Source organism: Pedobacter aquatilis (assembly GCF_032678425.1).
In the GTDB taxonomy this organism is placed as follows: Bacteria; Bacteroidota; Bacteroidia; order Sphingobacteriales; family Sphingobacteriaceae; genus Pedobacter; species Pedobacter aquatilis_B.
The window spans coordinates 64,574-88,631 of sequence record NZ_JAVTSG010000006.1 but is presented as its reverse complement, the minus strand read 5'-3'; the positions used below and the strand labels follow the sequence as shown (position 1 = coordinate 88,631).

20 protein-coding genes and 4 tRNA genes are annotated in these 24,058 nt (G+C 36.6%); 8 read left to right on the top strand and 16 right to left on the bottom strand.

The genetic code is table 11. The features are described from left to right. Nucleotides 1–294: 294 nt before the first annotated feature. Entirely contained in the window at nucleotides 295–1,257 is a 963-nt protein-coding gene (locus R2Q16_RS17130; RefSeq protein ID WP_316738896.1) for a GlxA family transcriptional regulator, read from the bottom strand. A 135-nt stretch (nucleotides 1,258–1,392) separates the two neighbouring features. Here R2Q16_RS17130 and R2Q16_RS17125 point away from each other — a divergent pair, with 135 nt between their 5' ends. The 5 genes from R2Q16_RS17125 (at nucleotide 1,393) to R2Q16_RS17105 (ending at nucleotide 4,339) form a co-directional block, all read left to right on the top strand. Then, the gene (locus tag R2Q16_RS17125; protein ID WP_316738895.1) at nucleotides 1,393–1,887 is read left to right on the top strand and encodes a DinB family protein; all 495 of its coding nucleotides are present in this window, start codon (nucleotides 1,393–1,395) and stop codon (nucleotides 1,885–1,887) included. A 59-nt stretch (nucleotides 1,888–1,946) separates the two neighbouring features. Further along, the gene (locus R2Q16_RS17120) at nucleotides 1,947–2,348 is read left to right on the top strand and encodes a hypothetical protein (protein WP_316738894.1); all 402 of its coding nucleotides are present in this window, start codon (nucleotides 1,947–1,949) and stop codon (nucleotides 2,346–2,348) included. A 59-nt stretch (nucleotides 2,349–2,407) separates the two neighbouring features. After that, nucleotides 2,408–2,785, top strand: a complete 378-nt coding sequence (locus R2Q16_RS17115) for a DoxX family protein (RefSeq protein WP_316738893.1) — start codon at nucleotides 2,408–2,410, stop codon at nucleotides 2,783–2,785. A gap of 100 nt (nucleotides 2,786–2,885) precedes the next feature. Then, on the top strand, nucleotides 2,886–3,317 hold the full coding sequence (locus tag R2Q16_RS17110; RefSeq protein ID WP_316738892.1) for a DUF2147 domain-containing protein: 432 nt from the start codon (nucleotides 2,886–2,888) through the stop codon (nucleotides 3,315–3,317). 8 nt (nucleotides 3,318–3,325) lie between these two features. Next, on the top strand, nucleotides 3,326–4,339 hold the full coding sequence (locus R2Q16_RS17105) for an oxidoreductase (protein WP_316738891.1): 1,014 nt from the start codon (nucleotides 3,326–3,328) through the stop codon (nucleotides 4,337–4,339). A gap of 56 nt (nucleotides 4,340–4,395) precedes the next feature. Here the strand turns inward: R2Q16_RS17105 and R2Q16_RS17100 are convergent, their stop codons facing one another. From R2Q16_RS17100 to R2Q16_RS17055, 10 genes are all read right to left on the bottom strand, one after another. Further along, entirely contained in the window at nucleotides 4,396–5,982 is a 1,587-nt protein-coding gene (locus R2Q16_RS17100) for a hypothetical protein (protein WP_316738890.1), read from the bottom strand. A gap of 25 nt (nucleotides 5,983–6,007) precedes the next feature. After that, nucleotides 6,008–6,859 (bottom strand): dienelactone hydrolase family protein, encoded by an 852-nt coding sequence (locus tag R2Q16_RS17095; protein WP_316738889.1) that lies wholly within the window; start codon nucleotides 6,857–6,859, stop codon nucleotides 6,008–6,010. Nucleotides 6,860–6,937: 78 nt separating this feature from the next. Continuing rightward, the gene (locus tag R2Q16_RS17090) at nucleotides 6,938–7,936 is read right to left on the bottom strand and encodes a phosphotransferase (RefSeq protein ID WP_316738888.1); all 999 of its coding nucleotides are present in this window, start codon (nucleotides 7,934–7,936) and stop codon (nucleotides 6,938–6,940) included. 56 nt (nucleotides 7,937–7,992) lie between these two features. After that, nucleotides 7,993–9,090: an efflux RND transporter periplasmic adaptor subunit gene (locus R2Q16_RS17085; RefSeq protein ID WP_316738887.1), complete on the bottom strand. Its 1,098-nt coding sequence runs from the start codon at nucleotides 9,088–9,090 to the stop codon at nucleotides 7,993–7,995. A 10-nt stretch (nucleotides 9,091–9,100) separates the two neighbouring features. Continuing rightward, complete coding sequence (locus tag R2Q16_RS17080) at nucleotides 9,101–12,373, bottom strand: efflux RND transporter permease subunit (RefSeq protein ID WP_316738886.1); 3,273 nt, start codon at nucleotides 12,371–12,373, stop codon at nucleotides 9,101–9,103. 12 nt (nucleotides 12,374–12,385) lie between these two features. Beyond that, nucleotides 12,386–13,771 (bottom strand): TolC family protein, encoded by a 1,386-nt coding sequence (locus R2Q16_RS17075; RefSeq protein ID WP_316738885.1) that lies wholly within the window; start codon nucleotides 13,769–13,771, stop codon nucleotides 12,386–12,388. 170 nt (nucleotides 13,772–13,941) lie between these two features. Then, nucleotides 13,942–14,352, bottom strand: a complete 411-nt coding sequence (locus R2Q16_RS17070) for an SRPBCC family protein (RefSeq protein ID WP_316738884.1) — start codon at nucleotides 14,350–14,352, stop codon at nucleotides 13,942–13,944. 86 nt (nucleotides 14,353–14,438) lie between these two features. Beyond that, nucleotides 14,439–17,030 (bottom strand): PAS domain S-box protein, encoded by a 2,592-nt coding sequence (locus tag R2Q16_RS17065; protein WP_316738883.1) that lies wholly within the window; start codon nucleotides 17,028–17,030, stop codon nucleotides 14,439–14,441. Nucleotides 17,031–17,203: 173 nt separating this feature from the next. Continuing rightward, the gene (locus R2Q16_RS17060; RefSeq protein WP_410478172.1) at nucleotides 17,204–17,956 is read right to left on the bottom strand and encodes an SDR family NAD(P)-dependent oxidoreductase; all 753 of its coding nucleotides are present in this window, start codon (nucleotides 17,954–17,956) and stop codon (nucleotides 17,204–17,206) included. Nucleotides 17,957–18,128: 172 nt separating this feature from the next. Continuing rightward, nucleotides 18,129–18,671, bottom strand: a complete 543-nt coding sequence (locus R2Q16_RS17055; RefSeq protein WP_316738881.1) for a hypothetical protein — start codon at nucleotides 18,669–18,671, stop codon at nucleotides 18,129–18,131. 131 nt (nucleotides 18,672–18,802) lie between these two features. On the opposite strand from R2Q16_RS17055, the gene R2Q16_RS17050 reads away from it, so the two are divergent. Continuing rightward, on the top strand, nucleotides 18,803–19,693 hold the full coding sequence (locus R2Q16_RS17050; protein WP_316738880.1) for a winged helix family transcriptional regulator: 891 nt from the start codon (nucleotides 18,803–18,805) through the stop codon (nucleotides 19,691–19,693). Between the two features lie 108 nt (nucleotides 19,694–19,801). Here the strand turns inward: R2Q16_RS17050 and R2Q16_RS17045 are convergent. Continuing rightward, nucleotides 19,802–19,885 (bottom strand) — tRNA-Leu (locus R2Q16_RS17045). 71 nt (nucleotides 19,886–19,956) lie between these two features. Next, nucleotides 19,957–20,029, bottom strand: a tRNA-Gly gene (locus R2Q16_RS17040). Nucleotides 20,030–20,196: 167 nt separating this feature from the next. Between R2Q16_RS17040 and R2Q16_RS17035 the strand changes: the two genes are divergently transcribed. Beyond that, a complete protein-coding gene (locus tag R2Q16_RS17035) occupies nucleotides 20,197–20,559 on the top strand; it encodes a helix-turn-helix domain-containing protein (RefSeq protein ID WP_316738879.1) in 363 nt (120 codons plus the stop codon). Between the two features lie 164 nt (nucleotides 20,560–20,723). Here R2Q16_RS17035 and R2Q16_RS17030 read toward each other — a convergent pair. The 3 genes from R2Q16_RS17030 to R2Q16_RS17020 form a co-directional block, all read right to left on the bottom strand. Beyond that, nucleotides 20,724–20,807 (bottom strand) — tRNA-Leu (locus R2Q16_RS17030). Nucleotides 20,808–20,875: 68 nt separating this feature from the next. After that, a tRNA-Gly gene (locus R2Q16_RS17025) sits at nucleotides 20,876–20,951 on the bottom strand. Nucleotides 20,952–21,044: 93 nt separating this feature from the next. After that, nucleotides 21,045–21,533, bottom strand: coding sequence for a regulatory protein RecX (locus R2Q16_RS17020; RefSeq protein WP_316738878.1), 489 nt, complete (start codon nucleotides 21,531–21,533; stop codon nucleotides 21,045–21,047). Between the two features lie 62 nt (nucleotides 21,534–21,595). On the opposite strand from R2Q16_RS17020, the gene R2Q16_RS17015 reads away from it, so the two are divergent. Further along, nucleotides 21,596–24,055 (top strand): bifunctional UDP-N-acetylmuramoyl-tripeptide:D-alanyl-D-alanine ligase/alanine racemase, encoded by a 2,460-nt coding sequence (locus R2Q16_RS17015; RefSeq protein WP_316738877.1) that lies wholly within the window; start codon nucleotides 21,596–21,598, stop codon nucleotides 24,053–24,055. Nucleotides 24,056–24,058 lie beyond the last annotated feature (3 nt).

Here is a 24,058-nt window from a genome sequence, read left to right as displayed (position 1 = left end):
CGTAATCTACGCAGGTATTCAATCGTTTCATTTTCAGCTGAAACGCATTCTACAATTTTTCGTAATCTCTTGGCATTGGTTCTGCAGAATAATAACTGTAAACCGTTGAAAAAAGTGAAACCACGTAGAAGGAACCAATAATTAGAAGAAATGTGCTCATAATTAAGATAATTATCTGGTTGAAATAACTATAACGTTAAGATAAGAACAATTATTTTATTATTTAGATTTATTTTTAATTGTATTGTTTTGTTTACACAAAATCGAGCTGTTTGATGATCTAGATCATCAAAATTACCTGACCTGAAATTTATCTCGATATTGCGTTGGTGTCATACCAACTGTCTTCCTAAATATTTTTCTGAATGCCTTGGGGTCGTTATAGCCAGAGTTGTAAATTACTTCTGTCATCTGCTGGGCAGTTTGTTCCAGTAATTTTTTTGCAGCCTCAATACGCGTCTGTTGCAAATATTCGATGGGTGTGATGCCAATAACCTGCTTAAATCTTCTAACAATATTTCTTCTGCTCGATGGAATATCTTTAATCATTTCTTCAATTGTAGCCACATCCTGGTAATTGCTTTCAATTTTATCTTGCGCCGATGCCACAATGTCATCATTATGGTGCCTTGAGGGTTGGAAAGAACTAAAATAAGATTGGTTCGATCTGTCCATATCTATAGCAAAAATTTTAGCCGTCTTTATGGCAAGCTCTTTTCCACAATTTATTTGAAGCAAGTATAGAAGCAAGTGAAAGGTAGAGGTAGCGCCACCGCTAGTATAAAGTTGCCCATCCTGAGTCACCGTTTTATCAGGCTTTAACCGAACCTCCGGAAAAGCGGCCGCAAAAGCCGGGCAAGCATCAACATGAGTAGTTGCCGCTTTACCATCTAGCAAACCTCTTGCAGCAAGTAAAAAAGCACCAGTACAAAATGTAGCTATCTCAGTTTTTTTATTGTATTGTTTTATAAGCCAGGGAATAAATGCGCTGTTTAAGGATATCGTATTCCTAATATTATCTGAAGTAAATGATGGGATTAAAACTAAATCATACTTTGAATTTGCAGAAATATTTTCGCTTTGATAAGTTTTGAAGAAGCCATCAACGCTGTTATCCAAGGTAATTAAAGTAATGTCAAAAGCTTTTTTCGAAGCCTTATCTACCTGAAATTTATTGGCAGTTTCCAAAACTTCTAAAATTGCAGCTATGCTTAACAATTTGTATTCCTCTGGAAGTAAAATAGCGATTTTATTCATTTTTGGATAGGGTTAGCTCAATAGTAAATATATGAAATTTGTCTTGAATGCACCCTAAAATTGACTTTTATAGGAATTGATTAACGCATTAGATAGCTGTAACTTTATTATTGTTAAATCAATAAATATATACCTATGAAAACGAAACCGAATAGCGAAAGAACCTATGGATTAATTGTGTTGTATGAAATGCATACCGATTTTTTAAAAAGAGCTTTAGAAGGCATCGCGGAAGAAGATGCACAAAAGCGACTGGATACTAAAGCTAATCATATTGCATGGATAACCGGAAGCATTGTTGACGGAAGGTACTACCTGGCGAAATCTTTAGGCCTAAATTTAGATTCATCAACATTAGAACTTTTTAAAGATAATCACAGTATTATTGATGATGCCAAATATCCAAGTTTAAAAGATTTTTTAAAAGATTGGGATTATGTTGCTGCCGAATTGCAAACTGCCTTAATCAATGCTGATGATGAAAAACTAAATGCGGAAATTGAAATGCCGGGCATGAAAATGACTTTGTACGATATGGTATCCTTTACAATTTATCGCGAAGCAAATTGTATCGGTCAGATTGCGCTTTGGCGTAGATTACTTGGTTATCCCGGGATGAATTATATGTAGTATTCAAAATTCTTAAAACAAAATATTGACTTGAAGTCTTTTGTTTTAAAGTGTTTATTATGAAAGAGTTAAATTCATTTATAGGTCGATGGATAACTACAGGCAAAACTGTCGACGGGAAGAAAGTTATTGGTTATGATACTTACGAATGGATGCAGGGTTCGAAATTTGTAATTCATACAGTTGATGTGACGATTGATGGGGAACCGGTAAAATCGATGGAGATAATAGGTCAGGGTGAGCATCAAAATGAATTTACGAGCCATTCTTTTGATAATAATGGCAGTATTAACATTTCAATTATGCACTTTAAAAACAATCAAATAACCATTGTTTCTGAACGAGAACGCTTTAAGGGCGAAATTACTGCGATGGGGAAAACTATTGAAGGCAAGTGGGAGCAACCAACCAGTAACGCCTGGACGGCTTTAATGGATATAAAGTTGGAGAAAGAAGATTGAATACTTCATCAACATCATTAATATTTTATTATTTTTAATAAACTAAAACTAAAAACTATATGAAAATTGCAGTAATTATTATTCGGGTACTTTTAGGTGCTATGTACCTATTCGCTTCGGTGAGTTATTTTTTTAAATTGATGCCAGAAGCTCCTCAAATGTCGGCCGACCAAACAACTTTTATGGCTGGTGTTATGGTTACAGGATATTTAATGCCATTAATAAAAGTTACAGAACTTGTTGGTGGTATCTTACTTATTTTCGGCAGAACTGCGCCATTGGCAGCAATTATTCTATTCCCGATTACTTTAAATATTTTTCTTTACCATGCTTATCTGGGTCCGAAAGAATTGCCTATGGTAGCCGTAATGCTTTTATTTAACCTATTCTTGTTTTTTGCTTATCGCCAGAAATATTTACCCATCGTTTCAAAGTAATTTATCTTAAATAAAACTTTCTCATTATTTTTTGCTTTATTATTTGTTTGGATCAAAAGGTCAAATTATTATCTTTAAAAACACTAAATAGAAATCGATTATGAGAAAGTTCCCTATTTTAATGCTGCTTTTGGTAGCATTGGCTTCAACTACGTTTGCACAAAACAAGGATGCAATTGTTGGTAAATGGTTAAATCCATCTGGCGAAGGACAAATTGAAATTTACAAAAAAGGCGATAAATATTTCGGAAAGTTAGCTTGGTTAAAAGAGCCAAACATAAACGGAAAACCAAAAGTGGATGGAAAAAATCCTAACGCAAGCTTGCAAAGTAGACCGCTCTTAAACTTAGAGATTTTAAAGGATTTCGTTTATAATGATGGCAAATGGACCGATGGTACCATCTATGACCCTAAAAGTGGAAAAACCTACAGTTGTAATATCTCTCTGAAAGGCAATGATGTTATGACGGTTAGAGGTTACATTGGAATATCTTTACTTGGCCGTTCGGAAAGTTTTAAACGTGTTAAATAAGTTGATAAATGAAAAAATTACTATGGTGCCTAATATTGGCACCTTTTTTTTGCGCTGCGCAGAACTACTCGATGAAGCCTTTAAATGAAAATACCAAAACCAGTATTCGTGGCTTAAGTGTTGTTAATGATAAAGTGATTTGGGTAAGCGGAAGTAATGGCACAGTTGGCAAAAGCTTAGATGGCGGGTTAAGCTGGAAATGGATTAAACCCAGTGGCTACGAGAACCTCGATTTTAGAGATATTGAAGCTTTTAATGAATTGGAAGCAATTATTGTTAATGCGGGTAGCCCGGCTTATGTCTTAAAAACTATCGATGGCGGTGAAACGTGGCTTGAAACTTATAAAAATACAGACACCGCAATTTTTTTAGATGGTTTGGGTTTTTGGGATAAAAAGAAAGCTATAATTTTCGGCGACCCAATTGATAACAGAATGCAGTTGTTAAAATCATCAAATGGAGGTAAATCCTGGAAAAACATATCTTCAAAAATGAATCCGTTGCTTGTTAAAGGCGAAGCAGGATTTGCAGCCAGTGGCACAACAATAAAAACACTTCCTGATGGAAAGGTATGGATTGCAACTGGTGGTTCGATTGCTCATATTTATCACTCCAAAAATTATGGCTCAGACTGGGAAGTTTTTAATTGCCCAATTTGGCAAGGGGAATCTACAACCGGACCATTTTCTATCGATTTTTATAATTCAAATAAAGGTATTGCCGTAGGAGGGAATTATGTGAAAGATAAAGATAACAGCAACAATGTTGTTTTAACTGATGATGGAGGAAAAAGCTGGAGGAAGCCAAAATCACCTGTCTTCGGTTATCGCTCGGCGGTTACTTACATAAATGCTGAAACGCTTATCGCTACCGGAACATCTGGAACAGATATATCTACAGATGGGGGCGAAACCTGGACGCATATTTCTGATGTAAGTTTTAATTCTGTACAAAAAGCTAAGACCGGAAATGTGGTTATTTTAGCAGGTAATAAAGGATTTATTTACCGTTTGCTCTACTAAGAAATTATTTTCGATTAACTCAGGTATTTTGCGCTGAGTTAATCGAAAAAATATTATTATAGTTTTTCTACAAAGATTGGCGTTTCTGTAACTTCTACAGATAACTTTCCGTTTGTAACACTCACAGTTCTGTGTGCCATTTCATTTTTGCCAACTTGCAAAGTATGTATAATTGCTTGTGTAGCAGTGCCCAAATCCAGCTGATAATTAGCAACCCTACCTTTCTGGTCTGGAATAGTTAAAACATAAATTTCTTTCTTATCCAATCTGTATAAATCCACAATTGGGTCGTTATTTAATGTTGCCGAATAAGCGTAATTACCAATCAGATTTTTAGTTTGTAACATATAATCGGCAGATGGCCTTGGTTTAAAGTCGTCATGGAACCCAGATGAACTATACTGAATTTTATTCTGTAGACCGCCGGCATCATCAAGCATGTAAAACATACATCTTGAAATTCCATGTCTGGCGTAAAGTAATGATGTTCTTAAATTCCAATCTGCCTGAGTAATGAAAGTCGATTTTGAACCAATTGCGATAGCACCTTGTGGCGTATTACCAACATCATAACCAGTTTCAGTAACCCAAATTTCTACTCCAGGAGCGCTAGTCTTAGCCATTTTAACAAAGCTATCTGCAACTGTGCCAAGTTCTGAGCGTTCTGGCGCAACACCTTTTGTAGCTGTTCCTCCATTTTGAAATGCATCATTAGCATATAAATGGTAATTAATTACATCGAAACATAAATCTACTGTTCCATCAGCCCTAACACCACGGTTTTTGCGGCACCACTCAACCATTTTTGCAACATACTCTGGATTTGCACCGCCCAAACCAGCCATTACTACAATCATATTCGGATCAGCATTTTTTACACCAACATTTTTACCCATTTTTCCCTTGTTTCCATCATAAAATGCAGATAAGTTGGCTGCATACTCTTCTGCACTTTGTTGTGCTTTCGTACCAGCCCACCATTTATCAGGTTCATTATTACATTCGATGTATTTGACTAAACCAAGTCCGGTTTTTAATGTATTAGGCTCATCGGCAGTCCACCTGGGTTTTGTATTAACGCTTACCAAACTGGCATCAATATTCTTGTTAGAGCCATACCTGGCAGCAAACTGAAAAGCCATCTTGGCTTGTTTAAGGTAAGAATCTGGGTTGCTCTTGCTTGCACCGTAGTTTACAGGCGTATTATCTGTGCCTCTTTGGTCGCTAGGATAAGTATTCATCAGCCATGCTGGAATATTTTTCATGCAAACGAGCAAGTCTATATTGTCGTTTTTTAACCTGGTATAAATTACGTCAAGATACGCACCCCCCGAATGTGCGGGGTTGTAGGTATATTGCCCCTCGGTTGATTCCATTTTTTCCCAATCCAAATAATGTCTGATTCCACCGAAAGATTTGATGAGAGACATTCTGGTCTCGCTTGTTACACTTGATTGATTAGGTTCTACAAAATCCCACTCAAATGCATTTACGCCAAGATAGTTTTTAAAAGGACTATTTGAGCTTGTAATTGGCCCACCAGGTGTTGGTGTGGTAATTTCGACTTCATCTATTTTAGCCGGGCCTTTTGAGCAGGCGAATAAAAATATTATTGCTGTAATGCAACCTAATATGAATTTCATTGGGCGGATTTTCATTTTAAATTTTTTATACCAATTTACTTTTAAACAATTCTATGGTTCTCTGCCAAGCTAATTGCGCAGCAGCTTCATTGTAGCGTGTTGGCGATGTGTTATTATTGAAAGCATGATTTACATTATCATAAATGTAAATTTTGTAATCTATGTTATGCTCTTTAAGTGCATTTTCGTATGCTGGAATTCCGGCATTAATGCGTTCATCTAAACCACCGTAATGCATCATAACGCTGGCTTTTATTTTAGAAACATCGGCCGTATTTGGTTGAGCTCCATAATAAGCAACAGCAGCCTGTAATTTTGGGTCATTTACGGCCAGTTTATTTGCCATTCCACCGCCCCAGCAAAAGCCTACGCAACCAACTTTGCCATTGCCGTCTTTACTCTTTCTGAGATAATCTAATCCGTTTAAATAGTTCTGTAGATTTTTAACGGGATCAAGTTTTCCGATAAGTTCGCGTCCTTTATCTTCATCCGTCGGCGTTCCGCCAAAGGGAGAGAGTGCATCTACACCTAATGCAATAAAGCCCTCAGCAGCAACACGTTTAGTTACATCAATTATATGCGGATTTAAACCTCTGTTTTCATGTATAACCAATACCGAACCTAATTTTTTCTTTCCTTTTGGCTTGGCTAAAATGGCTTTCATTTGACCATCAACACCCTGGAAATTTACTTCTTCTGAAGTGATGTCATCACTTTCAAAGCCAGCAGCCGAAACATAATTATTCTCCAACAGCGGTAAAACAGTTAGTGCCAAAGCTGTACTTCCTGTTAGGATAGCTAGCTTTTTCATAAATTCCTTACGGCTTAATTGGCTATGTGTAAATTTATCGTAAAGGGTGATGATTTTCTGATCCATAAGTAATTATTTAAGGGGTTTAGCTAAGTTAACATTCTGATATTGAATATTAAAGCTTTATTTTGTTTCTTTATAGGTTTAGAAATTACAATACATCACTACCCATTTCTTTATCAAATCTACACGGTGTTTAACGTATCTTGGTGTTAAAAATGTATTAGACCAATCATCATAATTATCATAAAAGAACTTTAAAAAGAAAATGTGGAAGGTGATGCCTAAATATGGAATGGCTTCGAGTTCATCATTTGTTAAGTTTTTTACGGTTTGATAGGCAGCTAAAAATAGATCAAAGTCTTTAGTTGCTTGTTCAGCAGTGATTAAATTATTTAACCTATGGAAGAAAAAATGGTTTAAAAAAGTCATTAAATCGTTTACCAGATAGCCCTCTCCAGCAAAGTCAAAATCAAAGAAAGTTATCTTTCCTGTTTGATTAATATGGAAGTTTTTAGGAAAGAAATCATAGTGGCAAATTCCAATACTGAAGTTTTCAGTATCAAAGTCGTTGAATTTGTTTATCACCTTAGCCGCTATTTCTTCAAGATATGAATATTCTTCAGGCATACTTGTCAGGTGAATTTTCAAAGTTGCTAATGGCTCTAAAAGTGTTGTATTAAAATTAAATTCCTGACGATTGTTTAAGCTGATATTGCTTGTAGTTTGGTGCATTTTCGCAATTGCAATCCCCAGGTTTTGTAACTCATCACTATCTAAATCCTGGACAACTTTTCCTTCTGCGTAACTTAATAAAATACCATTTCTTACACCTTCAATGGCATTAAATTGCTGAATATAATTTCCTGCATTGTCTTTAATTGGATAAGAAACAGAGTGCCCTTCATTCTTTAAAATATTGAGCAGTTTTACTTCTTCTTCAATTTCTTTAAGTTTTCTATGCGCATCTCGATAAACTTTAAAGATAAATTTCTGGGCACCGTTTTCTAAAATATAAGTATCACTCACATTTCTAATCAATAGTCTGCAACTAAAATCTTGCAAATTATAGAAGCTAGCAATGTGCTTATTCAGCGCTGCTGACGATAAAGTAGAATACTGTGCCGGAAAAAAATCTTTCATTTGAAATAGAGCGTTCTTTCAAAATTAAAATATATTTAATTTCAAAGCTAATTTGATTAAATTTTTACTGGCGAACCGTCGTGTATTTCTTCATTTGGTTCGGTTATCAATTTATCTCCCTCTTTTAAATCTCCAAAAATCTCAACTTTATCATCCGTTTCGCGACCTTTTTTCACAGCAACTCTTATGGCTTTGTTTTCCTCAACCTTTAAAACAAATAAGCCTTCACTTGTATCTAACAATGAGTTTTTCGGAATGATGAATGTACTTGAATTTGCAGGAAGCGGAATATTAATTTCTGCAACCATTCCAGGTAACAACGCTTTATCTTGGTTCGCAACATCCATTTCTATTCTTTCAGCCCGTAACCTTAAATCCAAAGCCCCTGATAATCTTTTAACTTTAGCCGTAAATGTTTTACTTGGGATAGATTTGACCGTAAAATTTACCTCATCGCCTTGCTTTAAGTAACCAGTGTAAACTTCAGGAATGGAAACAGCCAAACGTAAATTTTTCTGGTTTTGTAAGGTGAAAAGCGGCAATTCTGAACCTCTGCCAGAAGGACCAACGTATGCACCTAAATTCACATTTCTTGCAGATATAATTCCATTGAAGGGCGCTCTGATTTCCAGGTAGTTTTGAATTGTGCCCACCTCTTTGTACGCAGCTTTTGCAGCTTCAAGCTGTGCTAAATCGGCATTTCTTCTGGCTAAAGCCTGGTCCAAATCATTAGTGGAAATGGTTCCGGGTGTTTTGCTGGTTTCGTACAAACGATTATAATTTGCTTTACTGGCGGTATAAACAGCTTCCTGAGCCTTTAACCTGGATTGTGCCGCAGAAAGCTGGGCATTCATTTCAGGTGCTTCCAAAGTCATTAACAATTGCCCCTTTGTAACTTCCGATCCAATGTCGGCCTTTAAGGTTTTTACAAAACTGCTTACTTTCGCATACAAATCAACCTGTTGCAATGCGATTAATTCACCCGGTAAATTTATCTGGGTTGATAGTTTTTCTTTGGTTAAGTTAAATGTTGCAATTTTTACCTCTACTTGCTTTTTTTCTGCCTTTTTTTCATTGCTATTGCAGGCAGAAACTATGGTTGTTAAACCCATCGCCAAGCCAAAAAATACCTTTGAATATATATGTTTTTTCATTTTTTCTATGTTATGCGTTTTCTTTTAAACTTTTGATGTAATGCGTACTTTCTTCATCCTCAGGGTCTAAAGAAATGGAATCTGTGGTTTCTTTACCTTGAACCCAAGCAAAAACAAGCGGTAATACAATTAATACAGCAAAGGTAGAAGCCAATAAACCTCCAATTACCGCCCTGCCTAGTGGAGAAACTGCGCCGCCACCTTCTCCATGCCCGATAGCCATTGGCAGCATACCTGCAATCATGGCAATACTGGTCATAATAATTGGGCGTAACCTTAAAGCAGCAGCTTCTCTGGCCGAATGCATTGCGTTTCCATTCTGCTTTCGCAATTCTTCAGCATTGGTAATCAGCAATACCGCATTTGCAATGGAAACCCCAACCGACATAATTATACCCATGTAAGATTGTAGGTTCAATGTTGAACCGGTAATGGTTAGCAATAGGAGCGAACCCAAAATTACCGCAGGTACGGTTGCCAAAATAACCAAAGGAACTTTAAATGACTGAAAGTTGGCAGCAAGCATCAAAAAGATAACCACAATTGCAACCAACAAGCCCGATTGTAAACTATCTAAAGTTTCGGTTAATACTTTGCTTAAACCTATTGTTGCAACATTTAATCCCCGAGGCAAATCTCCTAAATCTTTAATGGCTAACTCTACATCTTTTGATGCTGTTCCTAAATCGGTTTGGTACAGATTTGCAGTAACCGATAAGAAAGGCATTGCACCAACATTGTCGTTCTCTCCATAAGTAGTATCAGGTGTGATTTTTGCAACATCGCTTAAAACAGGTCTGGCCGCATTTTTTAATAAAGGAATTTCACCGATATCATCCTTGTCATTCATTTGGTTTAAAGGCACTTGAACCTGAACACTGTAAGGAAGCGACGCCTTTTCATCAAGCCAAATGTTTTTATCCGTATAACGGGATGAAGAGGTTGATGCGATTAGCGACCTGGAAATATCGGCCATATCTACACCAATCTGTGCGGCTCTGGTTCTATCAATATCAATATTTAATGAAGGATACTTTATCGGTTGTGCAATTTGAACATCCCTCATGTAAGGAATTTCCTTTAATTCGGCTAGTATTTTATTTGCATACTTTTCATTTAGTTTTTTATTTTTTCCGGTGATGCGAACTTCTATTGGCGTTGGCGAACCCTGACTTAAAACTTTATCTGTTAGCTCAATTGGCTCAAAGGATAGCTTAACATCTGGTAAAACAGTTTTAATTTTTGCACGGAAATCATCTTTAAAATCATCCATGTCTTCTTCAAAATCTTTTAAGTTTACCTGAAAAACGGCCTCATGCGGACCAGTCATGAACAAATAAATTGGATTTACTGAGAATTGAGCCGGGTGTTGTCCAACATAAACCGATGAAATACCAACGTGTTCTTCTCCAACCATTTTTTTCAATTCAGCTAAAACGATATTGGCCTTTTCTTCTGTGCGTTCTAAGCGTGTACCATCGGCCGCTCGTAGCCTTAATTGAAATTGGCTCGAGTTTACACGAGGCAATACATCGCGACCAATATTGGCTAGTAATAATGCGGCAGAGCCGATAATCAATACCAAATAAACTAAAACAACCGATTTCCGATAAGGCAATATTCTATCTAAAAATCGCATAAATCGATTTCTGAATCTATCAAAAAAACTGATTTTGGTGGCTTTATCTTTATGAGTTATTTTCTGCTGATTTAACGTGTTCTTCTCAGATTCAACTGGTATTCCAGATTCTATAAAGTCAGCTTCATCCTGCGTAATTCCAGGATGATGTGTAGCACCTTTCGCCGGGTGTGCAACCATTAACCAGTTCGCCATTATCGGAACAAAGGTTTGCGACAGTAAAAACGACACAACCATTGAAAAACCAATGGCCAAAGCCAAAGGCAGAAACAGTGCTCCAGGTATTCCGGTCATGGTAAATGCCGGTGCAAAAACCGCTAAAATACAGAATAAAATAAGCAGTTTCGGGAAAGCGATTTCCTTACAGGCATCCCAAATGGCAAGTGCTTTCGGTTTACCCATATCAAAATGCTGGTGGATATTTTCTATTGTAACTGTAGATTCATCAACCAAAATACCTATTGCTAAAGCCAAACCGCTTAAAGTCATAATGTTTATGGTTTGACCAAACAATTTTAAGAATAAAACCCCCGCAATGATTGATGTTGGAATGGTTAAGATTACAATTAAAGCTGCTCTTTTATCTCCAAGGAAAAGTAAAACCATTAATCCGGTTAAAATTGCACCAATAGCACCCTCGCTGATTAAACTTTTTACTGCATTGATAACGTAAACAGATTGGTCAAATTCGTAAGAAAGCTGAACATCTTCGGGCAGTGAACTCTGTATATTGGGTAGGTTTTTCTTTAGGTTTTTCACCACATCCCAGGTTGATGCATCACCAGATTTAGCGATACTTAAATAAACAGAGCGTTTTCCATTAATTAAGGCGTAACCTGCAACTAAATCGGCACCATCTTTTATAGTAGCAACATCACGTAATTGCAAATTTTGAACACTGCCTTTAAATAATGGAATGCTTTCAAAATCTTTAACTTTTTTAATGGTATAATTTGTAGGGGTGATGTAGTTTTTGTCGCCAATTCTGATATTCCCAGATGGGGCCGTTTGATTGTTTAATCGAATGGCTTCTACAACCTGATCAACAGTTAAGTTATGCGAACGTAATAAGGATGGGTTCACATTTATTTCGATGGTTCTCGGACTACCACCAAACGGGGCAGGGGAAAGCAAACCCGGAATAGCAGAAAAACTCGGACGAACATACGTATTTGCCAAATCCTGCAACTCGTTATTTGAACGCTTTGGGCTGCTTAATACAAGTTGACCAACGGGAAGAGAAGATGCATCGAACCTGATTACAAACGGTGGTTGAGAGCCAGGTGGAAATATGGCCTGCGCCCGGGTAGAGAGCGCACTTAATTCGGCTGCGGCCTGTGCCATATTTGTGCCTTCGTAATAGGTTAATTTCATCAGCATTAAACCTTGGGTATTCTTAGTTTCGATGCTTTTTATACCATTTGCGAATAGTAAAATGTTAACATACTGCTTTCCAAAATAAGCTTCCATTTGGTTTGGCGTGTAACCACCAAAGGGATGCGCAATGTAAATTACGGGCAAGTTCATTTGGGGCAGAATATCTACCTTAATTTGATTAATTGCACCAATACCAAAAAAGAATAAACCAGCGACTAGAACGAGTATCGAAATGGGTTTTCTTAATGCGAAACGGATTAAATTCATTTATTTGTCTGGTTAAAATTCATTTAGGAATAACTCATAATTGCCAAGCGCAGCAGATTTTAAAAGTAAAGCCTGCCAAACATTCGTATAAGCAATGTCGCGGTCAGTTTCAGCTCTGTTTAAGGTAAATAGCGCTTGTGTTAAATCAACAATTGTGGTTAAGCCATTTTTGTACAATACGCTTCGCTGTAGATAAGCATCAGATGCAGCCTTGACTTGAACAGGCGCTTCGTTATAATTGTCTAATGCATTTTTTAGCTTCGCCTCAGCTAAAGTTAATTGTGCATGTAGTTGTTGGTCAATAAGTTCGTATTCATTTTGAAGCCCTTGAGTTGTGAATTGTTGCGCCTTAACTTGTGGTCGGTTTTTTAATAAGGTGCTTAAATTCCAGGTTACGCCAATACCGAATAAATAATTTGCTCTTGTTGGGTTAATGCCATCAACATAACTTCTGCTAAATGCAGTTTGGTCTAAAAGATAGTTTGAGCTAAAACCCGAACCTCTGCCTTGCATCACCCCAAAAAATGAAAATGTTGGATAATACAATCGTTTAAAATAATTTACTTGTTGTTGGCTAACCTCAATTCTATTTTGGTAAAATCTTAATATCGGGTGATTATCCTTTAACGTATCGGCTAACATATTTGCTGGAATTCGGGTTATTGCAGCGGTATCTAATGTAAAGTTAATAGCAGTTATACCCAATAAAACACCTAAACGATTGGCTTGTTCCTGCTCAACATCTTTAGCTTTGGTTAAGGCTATCTTAGCGTTAGATACTTCTGCCTTTGCAAATGACGAATCCACTCCGGCAATTAATCCATTTTTTGCCCGAATGGCAGCCGTATTTTTAAAGGTGACTGCCCTCGATAAATTTTTCTCTTGAGATTTTGTTAAGCGTTGTGCCGCCAACAGATTAAGATATGCAGCGGTTACCCTGATTTCGTGCTGAAATTTTTCCTGTTCCAAATCATTTTTGTCGCGTTGATAAGCTGCATCTGCAACAGCAATTCTCTGTTTAATTCTACCAAAGGTGAAAAAATCCCAATTTACATTTGCGAGGTAAAGAGAACCAAAGGCCGCATTCCAGTTTTGGCGCTCCAAAGCAGGTCCAGAAGACGCTGTACCTAAACCTAAACCGTATAATGGACCATTCTGTCCGTTTACAGTTCCGTAATCTTGCTGCGCAAGTAAAGTTAAATTTGGTAAGTATTCTCTTTTAGCTTGTTGGATGGTTGATTTCGAAGCATCAGCATAATTATTTTTAGCCTTGATGGTTCCATAATTCGTTAAGGCTGTATTTATCGCCTCTTTTAGCGTAAGGATTTGAGCATCTGCTTTAACAACTCCTAAAAAAAACGAAAATAATGATAGATATAAAAGAGATATACGAGGCATAGTGTATAATTTACACACAAATGTAAATTATGAAAGCAATTTTCAAGTATTTAAGAGTAGCCAAATCTCATTAAAATCGAATAATAATCGAATTGTTACTTAAACAGGCTTTAGATTTCGAGTTAAAAGATTCTTAATGCTTCAAAAAGAATCTTTTAACTCGATGTAGATTAAATTTCTTCGGTATATTTTTTAAAATTATCTAAAATAGATTGCCATCCACCGCGTTGCATTTCGATAGAATTTTGTGTTTCAGGATCGAATGTTTCAACGATTTTGGTTGTATCATCAATGGCTTCAAAAGTTATTTGAACTGTTCTTCCATCGCCCAGGGCATATTCAATTTTCTTATGCTTTTCAACATTTGTATAAATGCCTTCAAAATCAAAACTGAAGCTGCCGTCTTTCGCAGCCATTGTAGTTTTAAATTTTCCGTCAGTTTTTAAATCGTTTTCCGCGTAAGGTGCATGCCAATCGCTGGAAGCAAATGTCCATTCTTTAATGCGTTCAGGTTCGCTCCAATAAGTCCAAACTTTATCAACTGGTGCATTAACCAGGGTTTCTACAGTTATCTTTTCCATATAAGTAAATTATTTATGGTATAAAGTTATACTAAGATTTGAAATTTGAAAAAGGTTAAACCAGACAAATTTAGGGCAATCGAGAATTAACTAATTTGATTTAAGGGAATTTCAAAATAGAAGGTAGAGCCTTTTCCGATTTCACTTCTCACGCCAATTTTACCACTATGGCGCTCAATAATTTCCGAACTGAGGTATAAGCCGATTCCAAAACCCGAAATAGTATGGTGTGTTCCAACCCTGTAATATCGGTTAAAAAGTTTATCGATGTCTTCCTTTTCAATGCCAATGCCATCATCAGTAATACTAACCAAGGCATTATCATCCAAAATTTCACACCTCACATCAACATCAGTTCCCGATGGAGAATATTTCACTGCATTGCTCAAAAGGTTCGCAATTACACTACCAATTTTATCTCTATCTGCATTAACGGTTATAGGCTCCGAAACGGATAAGTTAATTTTATGTGAAAATTGAATTAGGTCGCTTTCTTCCACCAATTCTTTCAAAAGTTCATCCAGTTGGAATTCGCTTTTAACAATTAAAAGTTTACCCGATTCCAAACGAGAAACATTCAGGAAGCCGTTAATCATAACCGTCATCTTTTTAACCTGGTTGTAAGCCCTGGTTAACGCAGTTAAAGCATAAGCATCGTCATTTTTCTTTGCTCTCGATTCTAAAACCTGAACAAAACCACTAATTGCAGTCAAAGGCGTTTTAAGTTCGTGGCTAACCATACCGATAAAATCATTTTTCCTGATTTCATCTTTCTTCAATTCGGAAATATCTACGCTAGAACTTATATAGCCGGCAAATTCTCCGTTTTTATTAAATCGCGGACTGCCTTTCGCCAATAGCCAACTATAATTTCCATCCTTGTCTAAAATTCTAAACTCACCAGTAAAAGGCGCTGCGTTTTTGAATGCTTCAAGATAAATGGCAAGGTATCTATCTCTATCCTCCGGATGAACCAAATCTACCCATCCAAACTCAAGCAAATCTTCCATGCTTCGCCCAGTCAGTCTGCTCCACGAAGAATTAAAATAGGTTGCATTACTGGTATCATCGCCTACGGCAATAAAAACATCAGTTGCTTCAGCCATGTTTCTAAACCTGGATTCGCTCTCCTCTAAGGTATGGCGATATTCAATTTCAGGTGTGATATCTAAAATTACGCCTAAAAAACGGGCTGGTTTATTATTAGTTTGAGGGATGCTCTTACCTACAACCCGAACCCATTTTATAGTATTTGTTATACTTTGTAGAATAGGGTATTGAACATCAAAGGGTTGTTTATTTGCTATAGCATTCTCACGGGCTTTTTCTATTACCGATAAATATTCCGGAACAACTGTATTAGTTACATCTGCCCAGGTAATTCTTCCTTTTTCGGGTAATCCGTAAAATTCTCTGGCTTTTGCAGAAATATCAAATTTTCCGGTCTCCGGTTCGATACTGTAAATGCCTAAATTGCCCGAAGCTAAGGCTAAACGTAAACTTTCTTCAGTTTCTGATAGTTCTTCATTCTTTAAAAATAAAGTTTCTTGTGCTTCTTGAAGTTCCTCATTGGTAGCGGCTAATTCTTCATTTGTTGCCGTCAGTTCTTCGTTAGATGCTGCAAGTTCTTCGGTTGTTGATTGCAGTTCAGCTTCACTTTCCTCTAAGTTTTTTCTGCTTTGAACAATATCGGTAATGTCGTTAACCGTAGCCAAAATATATTCTACATTACCATCTTTATCAAAAATCGGATCGTAAGAGAAATTAACGTAAATTAATTCTAGCCTTCCATCTTCATAAGATATATCAACCGGAACCTCAGGCATGGCAATCCTTTTTCCCGTATCAAACACTTCTGCCAGTAGTTTAGGAAAACGCTGTTGCTCCAGTTCAGGGAAAACATCCGTTATCTTTTTGCCGATAACATTTTCAGGTTTTCGCTGCCAAATGTTAATCATCGGCGGATTCGGTTGCTCGATAATTAAATCCCTACCTTTTAGCAAGGTCATGGCAATATTTGTAGTTTGAATAATGTTTTGTAATAGCAAACGGCTCGATTGAAGGTCGGCTGTTCGCCTTCCAATTCGCTCTTCCAACTCATCATTTAAGGTTTGTAGTTCTTTTCTTGATGAAGTTAGCTCTTCGTTTGTGCTGAGTAAATCCTCCAGATTAGCCTGAAGTTCTTCGTTCGATGCGGCTAGTTCTTCATGGGTATCTGCAAGTGCTCTGCTTAACTTACTTTCGCGTTCTTTCGATTCTTCCAGCGCATTTACGCCTAAAATTTTATCGGTAACATTATGTGTTGAAACGATTAAGTATTTCACTTCATCATCTTCAAAAACAGGTACAATTTCCGATTGCCACCAACTCAATTCTGTCGAGTTTAAATCTGCCGAAGGTATATCATATTGAAATGAAGGAAGATTAACGGTTTGCTTGGTTTCGATAGCCGAAATTAATCCATTTAATAAAGTTCTGCTGTCTTGGTTATCCTCATCAAGGGGAAATGCCTCAATAAGTGTGAGGCCTTTTATATCTCTGGTTGCCGTGTAAGTAGCTTTTTTAAATTCTTCGTTATAATCTAGAATAGAAAAATCAGGAGCATCAGCTGCAAGTATTATTCTAGGGATAGCATTATTAAAAATTGCTTTAAAAAGTGGAGAATTTAATTGATTCATTAAGGGATGATTCAGCTTCTTGTTTGCACGAATATAACAGGTTGCAGGAATATTTGTTTGTATCTGCTAATTTTTAATTTTTTTGAGGTCAGATGAAATCAGTAATGTAAATAGCGGCTAACAAAAAAAGCTCTGGAAATTTACATCCAGAGCTTTTCAAATAGGATTACTTTTTAAATCGCAGTATAACCACCATCTGCAATGATATAGCTTCCAGTAGTAAATGATGACTTGTCTGAACTTAGAAAGGCTACTAAATCTCCAATTTCCTGTGGTGTACCTAATCTATTGGCCGGACTTTTAGCGGCGATTGCATTCTGTGTTGCTTTATCTAGATTGGCAGAAAGGAGAGGGGTATCAATATAACCTGGTCCAACAGCATTACAGCGTATATTTTTTGTAGCGTACTCTGCGGCAATGTTTTTTGTTAAACCAACTACACCATGTTTGGAAGCAGTATAAGCAGGGCTATTTGGTGCTGCAACTTGCCCGTGAATGGAAGCAATATTAATTATGGAGCCACCACCGTTCTTTTCCATCTGGTTTAATTGATATTTACAAGCATAAAAAACGCCATTTAAATTTAATGCAATAACGCGATCCCATTCTTCTGGCTCGTAATCACCTGTTGATTTTGCCGGTCCGCCCATACCCGCATTGTTGCAAGCAATATCCAAACGACCGTATTTTTCAACCACTGCTTCTACCAAATTTTTGTTATCTTCTGCTTTCGATGAATCTGCTTTAACAAAGAAAGCTGTTCCACCTTCTTCTGTAATTAATTTAACTGTTTCTTCAGCATGTTTTTCATTAATATCGGCAACTACAACTTTAGCGCCTTCTTTTGCATAGGTTAATGCAATTGCACGACCAATACCTGAACCTGCGCCAGAAACAACGGCTACTTTATCTTTTAATATCATAATGGAATAATTTTAATAATTGATGAAATAACGGTAAATAAAAAGGATTGTTTGTCAGCGAAAAGTGTTTTAACAAAGATTTAATCTGCGTAATAATAACGTTATATAAAGAGTGAACTTAATAAAAAAAGCCATCATTGCTGATGGCTTAGATTTCTGTTAAAATTTATATTGCTTAGCAACCACCTTTACTAGCAACACGCTTATAGATTAGCATATTGTTTTTCTCAACAAAGTCACCCGATAGGATTGGATATGAATACTTTGGCGCATATGATACGCCACGGCTTTTAATGGTAATTTTATCGTTAACTTTTAGACTACGCAATTTTTGAAATTCATCAGGTTTATTTGCTCCAAAACTCAGGATATAATCCTCATCATTAATCTTAACCATAACTCCGAAACCCAATAATGAGCCGGTTGGGAGAGAAAGAGAGGTTATAGTAGCCTCCATATTAGAGTAATCTTTTATATTCTTCCTTATTTTTGCGGCACTTACATATACCTTTTTTCCTTTAGGAGATGCCTCCCAGATTTTGAACCTGATGCCGTCAGGGCTGGTTTCCCAAATTTTTAATGCCGCCTTTCTTTCAGCGTCTGAGATGGGTTTTGACGATGATTTTTCTGGACTTTCATCTTTAATTCTACGATTAGCAAATACTAATCCGCTTACCACAATCAGCGATAAGATAAGCGCATAAACAAGTTTTCTCATATTTTTTGTAGGTTTAATAAATGGTTTATACCCTTTTAAGTTTACTCAACAAAATTGCCTCTAAATATTTAAACTAGAGCAACTTAAATTGTAAATAATATTGTAAACTTTGTAAATAAAAACTTGACATAATGCGTGACCGTCAAAATTTCTACCTAACCAAAGCTAAATACCTTTACGGAGTAATGCTGCTGCTGTTTATTTCGGTAATCTGCGTAGCTTTCAATATTAATGCTGGAGATGATTTTACGCTCGCAAGAAGAGAAATAATACTTCGCAGAATTGGGCATGAATTACTTTTACAAGCTGGCGATAGTACATCAAGGGTACTTCCGGTAAAAAAGATTGCTGAAAATGAATATCAAATCAGTTTCGAAAGTGCCTTTACTTTTCAGGCAGATTCTTTAGTAAAGATTTCGCAACGCCTTTTGGCTAAAGATCCACTTGCGGCTGATTACGTAGTGACAGTGCTGAATAGCGGAAAACCCGGCGTAGTCTACGGATTTGCAATCTCCAAAAATGAAAAAAATGATATTGTAGCCTGCAGGGGAAGAAAGCAACCCGAAGCACTTTATTTGGTCATCATCAAATTTAAACCAACCACCGTAAACAAAGTAAAGATTGAATTGCTCTTGGGCGGCTTGCCTTTCTTAGCACTTGTTGGTTTTTTCTTCTTGAAGTCTGTAAAGACACAACCTGTGGTAAACGATAGTCTGGAAAGGGATTTCTTATCCTTGGGTTCAGCACTATTTGATGTAAAGAACCGGAAAATTATTATTAATGAAGAAACAATGGAATTGACCGGAACGGAAACCCGGATATTGCACATTTTCGCATCTTACCCTAACGATATAATAGAACGAAGCAGGTTGCAAAAAGAAATATGGGAAGATGAAGGCGTTATTGTAGGGCGAAGCCTGGATATGTTTATCTCAAAACTTAGAAAAAAATTACAGCCCATTCCTAATATCAACATAGTTGTCGTAAGGGGAAAAGGATATAAGCTGGAGATAAATAGTTAATAGTAAAACTTAATTACCAGTCGAAGTCAACTCACACTAAAAGTATAGAACCTCTTTAAACAATAAAACCTTCCGTATTGGAAGGTTTCTGTTCGATTTTTTTTGAAGTACTCGGGGCGGGAATCGAACCCGCACGCCTTTGAAAGCACAGGATTTTAAGTCCTGCGTGTCTACCAGTTCCACCACCCGAGCATTAGTCAATCCCGATAATTCGGAATGATTAATGTTTTAAATAAATACTTTCTGGTAAGGAAAATATTTAGAGCGAAAGACGAGATTCGAACTCGCGACCCCGACCTTGGCAAGGTCGTGCTCTACCAACTGAGCTACTTTCGCATAATTAATACAATCGCTGTATTCCCTTTGGGGTTGCAAATATAGAAATATAATTTTTGTATTAAAATAAATATTTAAAATATTTTGAAATTCTTTTTTGGAGCATCAATCTAAAACATAAATTTGCTAATAAATAGTTAGTAGGAAACTAAAGATTAGTTAAAAAAATGGCAGGCTCAAATAAACACACATCAGCAGATTGTACACAAAGGTTAAGTTCAATTGGTGATGCACTATATGTAATAGGAGGTAAGTGGAAGCTGAGGTTAATTGTAGCGCTTCGAGATGGTGACAAGCGTTTTAATGAAATACAGCGAACGGTTGAAGGTATCTCTGCCCGTGTTTTATCTGGCGAATTGAAAGATTTGGAATTAAACGGTTTTGTAAGCAGAGTGATTCATAATCAAAAACCAGTTGTAATAGAATACCAATTAACGGCCTATGCCGACACACTAGGCAATGTACTTCAGTCATTATCCGAATGGGGTACAATGCATCGCGATAAATTACGAAACGAAAGTAAACAGTAACATCATCGTTTCTCTGAGTTTTAAAGTATGTGAATTAAATTGATTAGAAATATAATACTCCTAATGAATTTATATAAATAAAGTATTTAGAACGTGTATCATGAATTTCAAGGCAAAAAAAAACCTTCCGATTTGGAAGGTTTTTAATTTCGATTTTTTTGAAGTACTCGGGGCGGGAATCGAACCCGCACGCCTTTGAAAGCACAGGATTTTAAGTCCTGCGTGTCTACCAGTTCCACCACCCGAGCATTAGTCAATTCCGACAAGTCGGAACGATTAATCTTTTAAAATAAATGCCCTCTGGTAGGAAGGCATTTGGAGCGAAAGACGAGATTCGAACTCGCGACCCCGACCTTGGCAAGGTCGTGCTCTACCAACTGAGCTACTTTCGCATGAACAAAACCGATATGCTGTTTCGTTTTGGTGATGCAAATATAGAGAGATTTATATTTCTGTCAAGAGATTTTTTATTAAAAATTTAATATTTAGTTTAAATTGCTGGCTTTCAGTGCTAGTAAAATTAAATCATTTTCAAATCCTCTTCCTTGAAGATAGGTCATAAGCTTAATTTTTCTTTTTAATGGGTTAGATTCATGGATAGTTTCTGCTTTTTTTATGGCTAAATTTTCCAGCGTTTGCATATAATCATCATCATCCAAACTGTACAAAGCCTTTTGCAAAATTTTATCAGGCACACCTTTTAACTTCAGACCTTGCTTTATTTTAATGCGCCCCCACTTTTTTATATTAAATTTTCCCGATGCGTAATGTTTCGCAAAGCGCTCTTCGTTCAAAAAATTATTAACGATTAGTTCTGATAAGATTTCTTCAAGTTCATCGCCTCTAATTCCCCATTCTACCAATTTATAGCGAACTTCCTTTTGCGAACGTTCCTGATAAACGCAAAAATTTTCGGCTTTAGCCAAAGCTTGCTTTTTATCTAATATTCTTGGTTCCTGGTTACTACTTTTCATAATTAATTACTGAAATTCGTAAAAATAAAAACCATTACCGTATTTTTCTGAAACTAAAAAGAATGTTAAGTCCGATATATACCATTTCAAAAATTGCCGAAATTATAGATGCTGATGCTAAATTAGTTGATGACCAGAACTTTATTCATTACCTAATTATAGATAGTCGTTCGGTTTTAGTACCAGAAAATTCTGTGTTTTTTGCTTTGGCATCACATCGTGATGGACATGAATTTATTGAAGATGCCTACTCGAAGGAAATCAGAAATTTTGTTATATCTGATGAAAAGTATGTTTCTAAATATCCCGATTGTAATTTTCTCATTGTTGATAATACTTTAATTGCTTTGCAGAAACTCGCACAGTTTCATCGCCAACAATTTAATTTAAAAACAATTGGTATTACCGGAAGCAATGGGAAAACAATTGTCAAAGAATGGCTTTATCAGCTTCTTGCTATTGATTTTAACATTGTCCGAAGTCCTAAAAGTTACAATTCGCAAATTGGTGTGCCGCTTTCTGTTTGGCAAATCGATAACGAAAATACTTTAGGCATTTTTGAAGCTGGTATTTCAGCGGAACACGAAATGGAAAGCATTGCCGAAATTATCCAACCTCAAATCGGTATTTTAACCAACATTGGTGAGGCACATGCTGAAGGATTTGCCTCAAAGAGAGATAAATTAACCGAAAAGTTAAAGCTGTTTGCCGCTGCTGAATTGCTTATTTATTCTCCAGATTATGTAAATGAAGTTAATTTTAAAGATTTGCCAGGCAAAATCAAATTTAGCTGGAGCACCAATCAAGCAGCAGATTTGAGGATTATCGCAGTTGAACCTATTGAAAATAACTGCTATTTACGGGCAATTTTCCAAGATAGAGAAATTGAATGTCTGCTTCCTTTTAAAGATAAGGCTTCAATAGAAAATGGTATGATTTGTTGGGCAACGATGCTTGCAATGGGTTATACTCCTGCCGAAGCTGATTCACGACTGGAAAAACTCAGTCATGTAAGCATGCGTTTGGAGCTTAAGAATGGAATTAATCAATGCTCTATAATTGATGATTCTTACAGTGCAGATATTTCTTCTCTGGCCATAGCACTCGATTTTCTAAACCAACAAAATCAGCACGAGAAAAAAACGGTAATTCTTTCTGATTTATTTGAAACCGGGAAAGATGAGCTGGATTTATACACCGAAATTGCTGATCTATTAACGCAAAAAAAGGTTACTAGAGTAATAGGTATTGGTACCCAAATTGTAAAATATAAATCACTATATAAGTTCGAAACCCAGTTTTTTGAAGACACTAATGCTTTTTTTGATGCTTTTCCGGGCTTGCTTTTTAGCCATGAAACCATCTTGGTAAAGGGTGCAAGGCGTTTTGAATTTGGACGGATTAGTAAATTGCTTACGCAGAAAATTCACGATACGGTTTTGGAAATTGATTTAAACGCGATGGTTGGAAATCTTCAGTTTTATCGTTCTAAAATTAAGCCAGGCATAAAAATCATGGCAATGGTTAAGGCGTTTTCTTATGGTAGTGGAAGTTTTGAGATAGCCAATTTACTTCAGTTTCATAAAGTTGATTATTTGGCTGTTGCTTACGCGGATGAAGGCATCGCCTTGCGCAAGGCCGGAATAACTTTGCCAATAATGGTTATGAGCCCTGAAGTTTCCGCTTTTGAAGCCATTATAAAGCATAAGCTCGAGCCCGAAATTTATAGTCTCGAAATCTTTAAAAGCTTTTTAAATGCGCTTTCCGATTACGATTTCAATTATCCAATCCACATTAAAATTGATAGTGGAATGCATCGCTTGGGATTTGATACCACAGAAATTGAAGCGATATCAACTTTGTTAAAGGATAATCAACGGGTTAAAGTGGAGAGTATATTTTCTCATTTAGTGGCTAGCGGCGAAGCAGAACACGATGGTTTTACCCAGCAGCAGATAGATAAATTTAAAATTACCTCTGCAGAATTAGTGAATATTTTGGGCTACAAACCATTGCTGCATATTGCAAATACTTCGGGAATTAGCAGATGGCCCGATGCGCAAATGGATATGGTACGCTTAGGTATTGGTTTGTATGGTTTTGATGGAGGACTGCAAAATAATAAAGGTTTACAAACGGTAATGGTACTTCGAACTACCGTAACGCAGATAAAAACATTAGCGGCAGGCGAAACAGTTGGTTACAGTAGGCGAGGCGTAATGCCAAACGGAGGTAAAATTGCCACCGTAAAAATTGGTTATGCCGATGGATACAACCGTGCTTTTGGTAACGGTGTAGGTAAAATGCTTATCAACGGAAAAATCGTGCCCACAATTGGCTCAATTTGTATGGATATGACAATGCTTGATGTTACAAGCTTGGACGTAAAGGCTGGCGATGAAGCGATAGTTTTTAATAAGGAGCACACCATTATGCAGCTCGCAGAAGACATAAATACCATCCCTTATGAAATTTTAACCAATATCTCACAGCGCGTGAAAAGAGTTTATTTTTATGAATAGATA

Excerpts from the sequence above, each read along its gene's own strand:
- R2Q16_RS17130 (WP_316738896.1), bottom strand. The coding sequence starts at position 1,257 with ATGAATAAAATCGCTATTTTACTTCCAGAGGAATACAAATTGTTAAGC.
- R2Q16_RS17125 (WP_316738895.1), top strand. The coding sequence starts at position 1,393 with ATGAAAACGAAACCGAATAGCGAAAGAACCTATGGATTAATTGTGTTG.
- R2Q16_RS17120 (WP_316738894.1), top strand. The coding sequence starts at position 1,947 with ATGAAAGAGTTAAATTCATTTATAGGTCGATGGATAACTACAGGCAAA.
- R2Q16_RS17115 (WP_316738893.1), top strand. The coding sequence starts at position 2,408 with ATGAAAATTGCAGTAATTATTATTCGGGTACTTTTAGGTGCTATGTAC.
- R2Q16_RS17110 (WP_316738892.1), top strand. The coding sequence starts at position 2,886 with ATGAGAAAGTTCCCTATTTTAATGCTGCTTTTGGTAGCATTGGCTTCA.
- R2Q16_RS17105 (WP_316738891.1), top strand. The coding sequence starts at position 3,326 with ATGAAAAAATTACTATGGTGCCTAATATTGGCACCTTTTTTTTGCGCT.
- R2Q16_RS17100 (WP_316738890.1), bottom strand. The coding sequence starts at position 5,982 with ATGAAATTCATATTAGGTTGCATTACAGCAATAATATTTTTATTCGCC.
- R2Q16_RS17095 (WP_316738889.1), bottom strand. The coding sequence starts at position 6,859 with ATGGATCAGAAAATCATCACCCTTTACGATAAATTTACACATAGCCAA.
- R2Q16_RS17090 (WP_316738888.1), bottom strand. The coding sequence starts at position 7,936 with ATGAAAGATTTTTTTCCGGCACAGTATTCTACTTTATCGTCAGCAGCG.
- R2Q16_RS17085 (WP_316738887.1), bottom strand. The coding sequence starts at position 9,090 with ATGAAAAAACATATATATTCAAAGGTATTTTTTGGCTTGGCGATGGGT.
- R2Q16_RS17080 (WP_316738886.1), bottom strand. The coding sequence starts at position 12,373 with ATGAATTTAATCCGTTTCGCATTAAGAAAACCCATTTCGATACTCGTT.
- R2Q16_RS17075 (WP_316738885.1), bottom strand. The coding sequence starts at position 13,771 with ATGCCTCGTATATCTCTTTTATATCTATCATTATTTTCGTTTTTTTTA.
- R2Q16_RS17070 (WP_316738884.1), bottom strand. The coding sequence starts at position 14,352 with ATGGAAAAGATAACTGTAGAAACCCTGGTTAATGCACCAGTTGATAAA.
- R2Q16_RS17065 (WP_316738883.1), bottom strand. The coding sequence starts at position 17,030 with ATGAATCAATTAAATTCTCCACTTTTTAAAGCAATTTTTAATAATGCT.
- R2Q16_RS17055 (WP_316738881.1), bottom strand. The coding sequence starts at position 18,671 with ATGAGAAAACTTGTTTATGCGCTTATCTTATCGCTGATTGTGGTAAGC.
- R2Q16_RS17050 (WP_316738880.1), top strand. The coding sequence starts at position 18,803 with ATGCGTGACCGTCAAAATTTCTACCTAACCAAAGCTAAATACCTTTAC.
- R2Q16_RS17035 (WP_316738879.1), top strand. The coding sequence starts at position 20,197 with ATGGCAGGCTCAAATAAACACACATCAGCAGATTGTACACAAAGGTTA.
- R2Q16_RS17020 (WP_316738878.1), bottom strand. The coding sequence starts at position 21,533 with ATGAAAAGTAGTAACCAGGAACCAAGAATATTAGATAAAAAGCAAGCT.
- R2Q16_RS17015 (WP_316738877.1), top strand. The coding sequence starts at position 21,596 with ATGTTAAGTCCGATATATACCATTTCAAAAATTGCCGAAATTATAGAT.